This is a genomic window from Janthinobacterium sp. (assembly GCF_009923995.1).
Classification (GTDB): domain Bacteria; phylum Pseudomonadota; class Gammaproteobacteria; order Burkholderiales; family Burkholderiaceae_D; genus Janthinobacterium.
Genome location: NZ_RFSK01000119.1, coordinates 1 through 6,172, shown reverse-complemented (window position 1 = coordinate 6,172; position 6,172 = coordinate 1). Strand labels below are relative to the sequence as shown.

The 6,172-nt window shown below is 65.8% G+C and carries 5 protein-coding genes; 4 read left to right on the top strand and 1 reads right to left on the bottom strand.

Features of this window, described 5'->3' with window-relative positions; all coding sequences use genetic code 11:
- Window positions 1-265 precede the first annotated feature (265 nt).
- Window positions 266-1,120: an SIS domain-containing protein gene (locus EBS11_RS27800; RefSeq protein ID WP_071075885.1), complete on the top strand. Its 855-nt coding sequence runs from the start codon at window positions 266-268 to the stop codon at window positions 1,118-1,120.
- Window positions 1,121-1,335: 215 nt separating this feature from the next.
- A complete protein-coding gene (gene tal / locus EBS11_RS27795; protein WP_290608671.1) occupies window positions 1,336-2,271 on the top strand; it encodes a transaldolase in 936 nt (311 codons plus the stop codon).
- A gap of 147 nt (window positions 2,272-2,418) precedes the next feature.
- Here the strand turns inward: tal and EBS11_RS27790 are convergent, their stop codons facing one another.
- Window positions 2,419-3,306 (bottom strand): hypothetical protein, encoded by an 888-nt coding sequence (locus EBS11_RS27790; RefSeq protein WP_290608669.1) that lies wholly within the window; start codon window positions 3,304-3,306, stop codon window positions 2,419-2,421.
- 219 nt (window positions 3,307-3,525) lie between these two features.
- Here EBS11_RS27790 and EBS11_RS27785 point away from each other — a divergent pair, with 219 nt between their 5' ends.
- The gene (locus EBS11_RS27785) at window positions 3,526-4,599 is read left to right on the top strand and encodes a patatin-like phospholipase family protein (RefSeq protein ID WP_290608667.1); all 1,074 of its coding nucleotides are present in this window, start codon (window positions 3,526-3,528) and stop codon (window positions 4,597-4,599) included.
- Window positions 4,600-4,718: 119 nt separating this feature from the next.
- On the top strand, window positions 4,719-6,172 hold a 1,454-nt coding region (locus tag EBS11_RS27780), incomplete at its 3' end, for a methyl-accepting chemotaxis protein (RefSeq protein WP_290608665.1).

Here is a 6,172-nt window from a genome sequence, read left to right as displayed (position 1 = left end):
CTGGCCTTGCAAGGCCAGACCGTTACGCAGGCGTGGAGCGGTGCTCCACGCCCCCCCTGCTCCACCCCTGCCTGAAGACTAGTTTGGCAACGCAAGGAGCCGTGCCTTGCAAGGCATGGCCCTTGCGCCAAGCCCCCAGGAGCATTTGGCGCTTACCCCGAACAGCGACAATACCGGGGTCGGCCCCTGAGGGTCCGACCCCGCAGTTTGCCGTTGGGGTGAAAAGGACGCGAACTTAACAGCGTTACCGATAGAAGATTAATCCATGCTACTCGACTCCATCCGCACCCAGCTCGATTCGCTCTCCAAGTCGGAGAAGAAGGTCGCGCTGGCCGTGCTTGACCAGCCGAACCAGACGGTCAGCCAGAACATCACGGCGCTGGCGAAAAGCGCGCAGGTGTCGGAACCGACGGTGGTGCGCTTTTGCCGCACCCTGGGCTATGACGGCTGGCATGAATTCAAGCTGAAGCTGGCGCAGGGCCTGGCCCTGGCCATGCCGGGCGCGAACGAGCAGCCGGCGCAGGACGACCTGGCCGCCGACCTGGTGAATAAAATCTGCAGCCGCTCGATCAACACCCTGCTCGACCTGCGCAACAACCTGAACCCGGAAGCCATCCAGCGCGCGCTCGACATCCTGTCGCGCGCCAGCAAGATCGAATTCTATGGCCAGGGCACGTCGGGCATCGTGGCGGCCGACGCGCAGCACAAGTTCTTCCGCTCGGGTGTGCCGACGGTGGCCTACAGCGACCCGAACATCCACAGCATCGCCGCGGCCCTGCTGCGCGGCGGCGACTGCCTGGTGGCCATCTCGCAGCGCGGCAACAGCCCCGCCTTGGTCCGCTCCGTGAAGCTGGCGCGCCGCGGCGGCGCCGACGTCATCGTGCTGGCCCCATCGGGCACGCCGCTGGCCGACCTGGCCACCGTGCTGATCCCCATCGACCTGGTCTTCAACACCGACCCCTACACGCCGATTTCGGCCCGCCTGGCCTACCTGGTGGTGATCGACGTGCTGGCCGTGGGCCTGGCCCTGCAGCGCGGCCCCGAGTTCCGCAAGAAGATGCAGAATGCGCAAAAGGCGCTGCAGGAATTCGACATGCAGTTCGATTCGTTTATCGGCTAAAGAGCGGCAATCCGGGGTCAGACCCAGCGGGTCTGACATGCAGTTTGATGCGTTTATTGGATGGCGGTACAGCCTACCTTACCCCCAAAGCCACAACCGGGGTCGGCCCCCGAAGGTCCGACCCGGTCACTCTAGCCCTTGGGTTAAAAGCGCCGCCACCGTCCCGCATTCGGTACAATAGCCCGGCAAGCCCATTCACTCTTTCCCGTGCAGCCATGAACCAACTCGAACAACTGAAGCAATTTACTACCGTGGTGGCCGACACCGGCGACTTCCAATCGATCCAGGCCTACACGCCGCGCGACGCGACGACGAATCCCTCGCTGATCCTGAAGGCCGTGCAGAAGGATGAATACAAGCCGCTGCTGGAAAAGGCCGTGCGCGACCATCCGAACGCCTCCACCGCCGAGATCATCGACCGCCTGCTGATCGCCTTTGGCGTGGAAATCCTGCAAACCATCCCCGGCCGCGTCTCCACCGAAGTCGATGCGCGCCTGTCCTTCGACACGGAAGCCACCGTCGCCAAGGGCCGCGACCTGATCGCCCTGTACTCGAACGCTGGCATTGCGCGCGAGCGCGTGCTGATCAAGATCGCCTCCACCTGGGAAGGCATCCGCGCCGCGCAGATCCTGGAAAAGGAAGGCATCCGCTGCAACATGACCCTGCTGTTCTCGCTGGCCCAGGCGATTGCCTGCGCCGAAGCGGGCGCGCAGCTCATTTCACCCTTCGTCGGCCGCATCTACGACTGGTACAAGAAATCGACGGGCATCGACTACGTGGGCGCGGAAGACCCGGGCGTGCAGTCCGTCAAGCGCATCTACAATTACTACCGCAAGTTCGGCTACAAGACCGAAGTCATGGGCGCGAGCTTCCGCAACACCTCGCAGATCCTCGAACTGGCCGGCTGCGACCTGCTCACCATCAGCCCCGACCTGCTGCAAAAGCTGGCCGACAGCGATGCGCCCGTGGAGCGCAAGCTGAGCGCCGAAGCTGCGCCGTCCGCCAACATCGTGCAGATGTCGCTGAACGAGGAAGCCTTCCGCTTCATGATGAATGAAGACGCGATGGCGACGGAAAAACTGGCCGAAGGCATCCGCGCCTTCTGCGTCGATTCCGGCAAGCTGAAACAGATGATCGCCGCCCTGCGGTAATTCCCGCCGGCGTAAAAAAAGCGGCGTCCGCGCAGTGCACGGCGCCGCTTTTTTATTTGAAGCCGTCCTCGTTGTCCTCACGGCGACCGGCAGCAGCATTGCGGGCGGCCGCACATCGCGCCGCGCAGCAGGTGCCGCCAGGTGTCGTCAGGAACAGCGGAAGGTGGCGACGCCCTGGTAATTGGCGCCATTGGCCTGCGTGGTCTTGTAGCCGACCACCAGCAGATAGCGTCCCGGCCCGCCGTCGCCCAGCATCAGCTGCATGCCATTGCCGCTCGCCAGGTACATGCCGGTGAAGGCCATCGCATCCGGCATGGACGGGCTGAACACGGTACTGCCCTTCAGCTGGCCGCTGCTGCCGCCCGCCTGCGTATCGATGGTCACGTTGACCTTGACGCCGGAGGCATCGAAAACCATGCTGCCGCTGCCGCTGGCGGTGCCGAAATAGGTCGTCTGCCAGCCGCTCAAGCCCCCCGTGTAGTTGGGCGCGGTGAAGACGCCCGCATCGCAGCTGACCGTGCCGCTCGCGGGCAGCGCCGCCAGGGCGTTGTAGACGACATAATGGGTGCTGGCGTTGACGGCCTCGAAGGTGTAGTTGCCGGACGACGAAGTGACCGCGCCCTTGATCCAGCGCCCCTGGGCAAAGCTGGCGTCGCCGCTGATGTTGCGCGTGGCGGCATCGGCGCCCGTCAGGGCGATCCCGGAAATTTCGCTGAGCGCGCCCGAATTGTCCTGCACCACGCTGCGCAGCACGCCGCTGTTCTGGCCACCCACCGAATTGACCATGTAGCGCGCGACATTGGCCTTGGCGAAAGGCGCGCTGACGGCGCCAAGATCCGGCACTGCCACCGGCGGCGTCACGGGCGGTGTAACGGGCGTCACCGGAGGCGTAACGGGTGTCACCGGCGGCGTGACAGGCGCCACGGGCGGGTTCACGGCGACGGCCGGGTCGGCAGGAGAGGAAGCATCGCCACCGCCGCAGGCAGCGAGCGAAGCGGCGACGAGGGTCAAAACAACAGCGTGATTCAATTGCATACGGCTCCAGTCAAAAAAAGGGCGTCACGCAGCCTTGGCACATGCCAAAAACTTAACGCGGAGCATTATGCAATATTTCTCAAGAGAACGCTTATTCAAAAGAAAATCACTAATAGTAACAATGTGACCATGACGCGCGCCACTGGGGCGCGGCGCCATGCTGCAGTAAAATACAAAGCCAGAGTCCGTTTGCCCTACTGCATCCCGCTGCCATATTCCATGCAATCACCGATCACCATCCGCCTGGGCCGCCGCGCCCGCGCCCGCATCGCCGAACACGGGCTGCGCGCCAGTGACATCGCCATCGTGCCTGCCGCCGCCGGCGGACCGAAAGGCCTGATCCTGCACCAGCTCGACTGCTGGCTGTTCGGCGACTTCCTGCCGCAGGCGCCGCGCCCGCGCCACTTCGTCGGCGCCTCGATCGGCGCCTGGCGCATGGCCGCCGGCGTCTTTCCCGACCCCGTCGCCGCGCAGCGCCGCCTGGTGCGCGAATACGTAAGCCAGCGCTACCCGGACAAGCCCGCGCCGGCCCACGTCAGCCGCACCTGCCGCGCCCTGCTCGACGCCTTCCTCGATGGCCAGGATGCGCAGCTGCTGCAGCACGGCCAGCACAGCCTGGGCGTGCTGGCCGTGCGCGGCATCGGCGCACTGGCGCAACCGGGCACCTGGCGCGACCGGCGCGGCTTCCTGCTGGCGGCGGCCGGCAACGCCGTGGCGCGGGCGCGCCTGGCCGCCTCGCTCGAACGCGTGGTCTTCCACGCGGGAGCGGACGGCGCCAGCTGGCTGCGTTCGCGCTTCGACGCCTTTCACTCCCACTTCGTGCCCCTGGCGCAGGACAACCTGCGCGACGCGCTGCTGGCCTCCGGCTCCATCCCGCTGGTGCTCGACGCCGTGACGGGCATCGCCGGCGCCCCGCCCGGGCGCTACTGGGACGGCGGCCTGGTCGACTACCATCTGCACCTGCCCTACCAGCGCGAACCGGACCTGGTGCTGTACCCGCATTTCGCCGACCACATCGTGCCGGGCTGGCTGGACAAGGCGATGCCGTGGCGCCGCGCGCGTGCCGGCGACAGCGCGCTCGACAACATGATCCTCGTCTCGCCCTCGCCCGCCTTCGTCGCCAGCCTGCCGAACGGCAAACTGCCGGACCGGCGCGACTTTCCCCATTACGGCCAGGACCATGCGGCACGCATGCGCGACTGGCGCCGCGCCATCGCGGAAAGCGAGCGCATGGCCGCCGCCTTCGCCCGCTGGGCAGAGCAGCCGGACCTGCGCCAGGCGCTAAACCTGTAGCACGGGCAAGACTGCAACAGGCGCCGGAACTGGCGTGGTTTTCCCTCGCCTATTGGTCACTTATCGGTGCATACTATGTCGCACAGGCAATTTAAATCCCTCTGCGACAGGAGTCCGACATGCACGCCCTCTCCCACCTTCGTATCGGCACGCGCCTGGCAGCGGGTTTTGCGCTGGTGCTGCTGCTCTCCGTCATTTCCACCTCGTACGCGCTGTACAGCGCCCATGTGAATGCCGACGCGACCCGGCAAATGATGGAAAAGCCGCTGGCCAAGGAACGCCTCGTCTCGGACTGGTACGTGCTGATCTACTCGGCCATCGCGCGCACCTCGATGATCGCCCGCAGCACGGACCAAACCCTGTCGAGCGTCTTCGCCGACACCATCGCCGACAGCACCAGGCAGGGCGGCGAACTGCTGAAGAAAATCGAGGCCCTGCTCGACAGCGAGGAAGAAAAAGCCATCTTCAAGGCCTCTATCGCCGAGCGCGTCAAGTACCAGGATGCCAAGACCGTGGTGATGAATGCGCGCAAGGCGGGCAACGCAGCGCAGGCGGAAAGCACCTACCGCGACAGCTTCGCCCCGGCCGCCGCCAATTACCAGAACAACGTCAAGGCCCTGCTGGCGCAGCAGCGCAAGGCCATCGACGCCACGGCGCAGGCCATCGAGGCGGCCAATGAGCGCAGCTTCACCCTGCTGCTGACCCTGTGCGCGCTGGTGGTGGCCCTGGGCAGCGTCTGCGCCTGGCTGATCACCCGTTCCATCACCGTGCCGCTGCAGTCGGCCGTGCAGGTGGCCGAAACGGTGGCCGACGGCGACTTGCGCACGCATTTCGGTCCTGCCGCCAGCGATGAAATCGGCGACCTGATGCGCGCGCTGCACGGCATGAACGAAGCGCTGCGCAAGGTGGTGTCGGAAGTGCAGAGCGGCACCAACGCGATCGCCACGGCGTCGGGCGAAATCGCCGCCGGCAACCAGGACCTGTCGGCGCGCACGGAGCAGCAGGCCAGTTCGCTGGAAGAGACGGCGTCGTCGATGGAAGAATTGACCAGCACCGTGAAACAGAATGCGGACAATGCGCGCCAGGCCAACCAGATGGCGGTGGCCGCCTCCGGCGTGGCCGAGCGGGGCGGCAGCATCGTCAGCCAGGTGGTCGACACCATGGGCGCCATCGACACGGCGTCGACGAAGATCGTCGACATCATCGGCGTCATCGACGGCATCGCCTTCCAGACCAACATCCTGGCGCTGAACGCGGCCGTGGAAGCGGCGCGCGCGGGCGAACAGGGACGTGGCTTTGCCGTCGTCGCCACGGAAGTGCGCAGTCTGGCCCAAAGGTCCGCTGCCGCAGCGAAGGAAATCAAGGCCCTGATCGGCGACTCGGTGGAACAGGTCAACAACGGCACGCGCCTGGTGCAGCAGGCCGGCAGCACCATGGGCGAAGTGGTCGACAGCGTGCGCCGCGTCACCGACATCATGGCCGAGATCACGGCCGCCAGCGCCGAGCAAAGCGTGGGCATCGACCAGGTCAACCAGGCCATCGCGCAGATGGACCAGGTGACGCAGCAGAACGC

What these genes read in the sequence shown, in the direction of transcription:
- EBS11_RS27800 (WP_071075885.1), top strand. Translation starts at nt 266, where the DNA reads ATGCTACTCGACTCCATCCGCACCCAGCTCGATTCGCTCTCCAAGTCG.
- tal (WP_290608671.1), top strand. Translation starts at nt 1,336, where the DNA reads ATGAACCAACTCGAACAACTGAAGCAATTTACTACCGTGGTGGCCGAC.
- EBS11_RS27790 (WP_290608669.1), bottom strand. Translation starts at nt 3,306, where the DNA reads ATGCAATTGAATCACGCTGTTGTTTTGACCCTCGTCGCCGCTTCGCTC.
- EBS11_RS27785 (WP_290608667.1), top strand. Translation starts at nt 3,526, where the DNA reads ATGCAATCACCGATCACCATCCGCCTGGGCCGCCGCGCCCGCGCCCGC.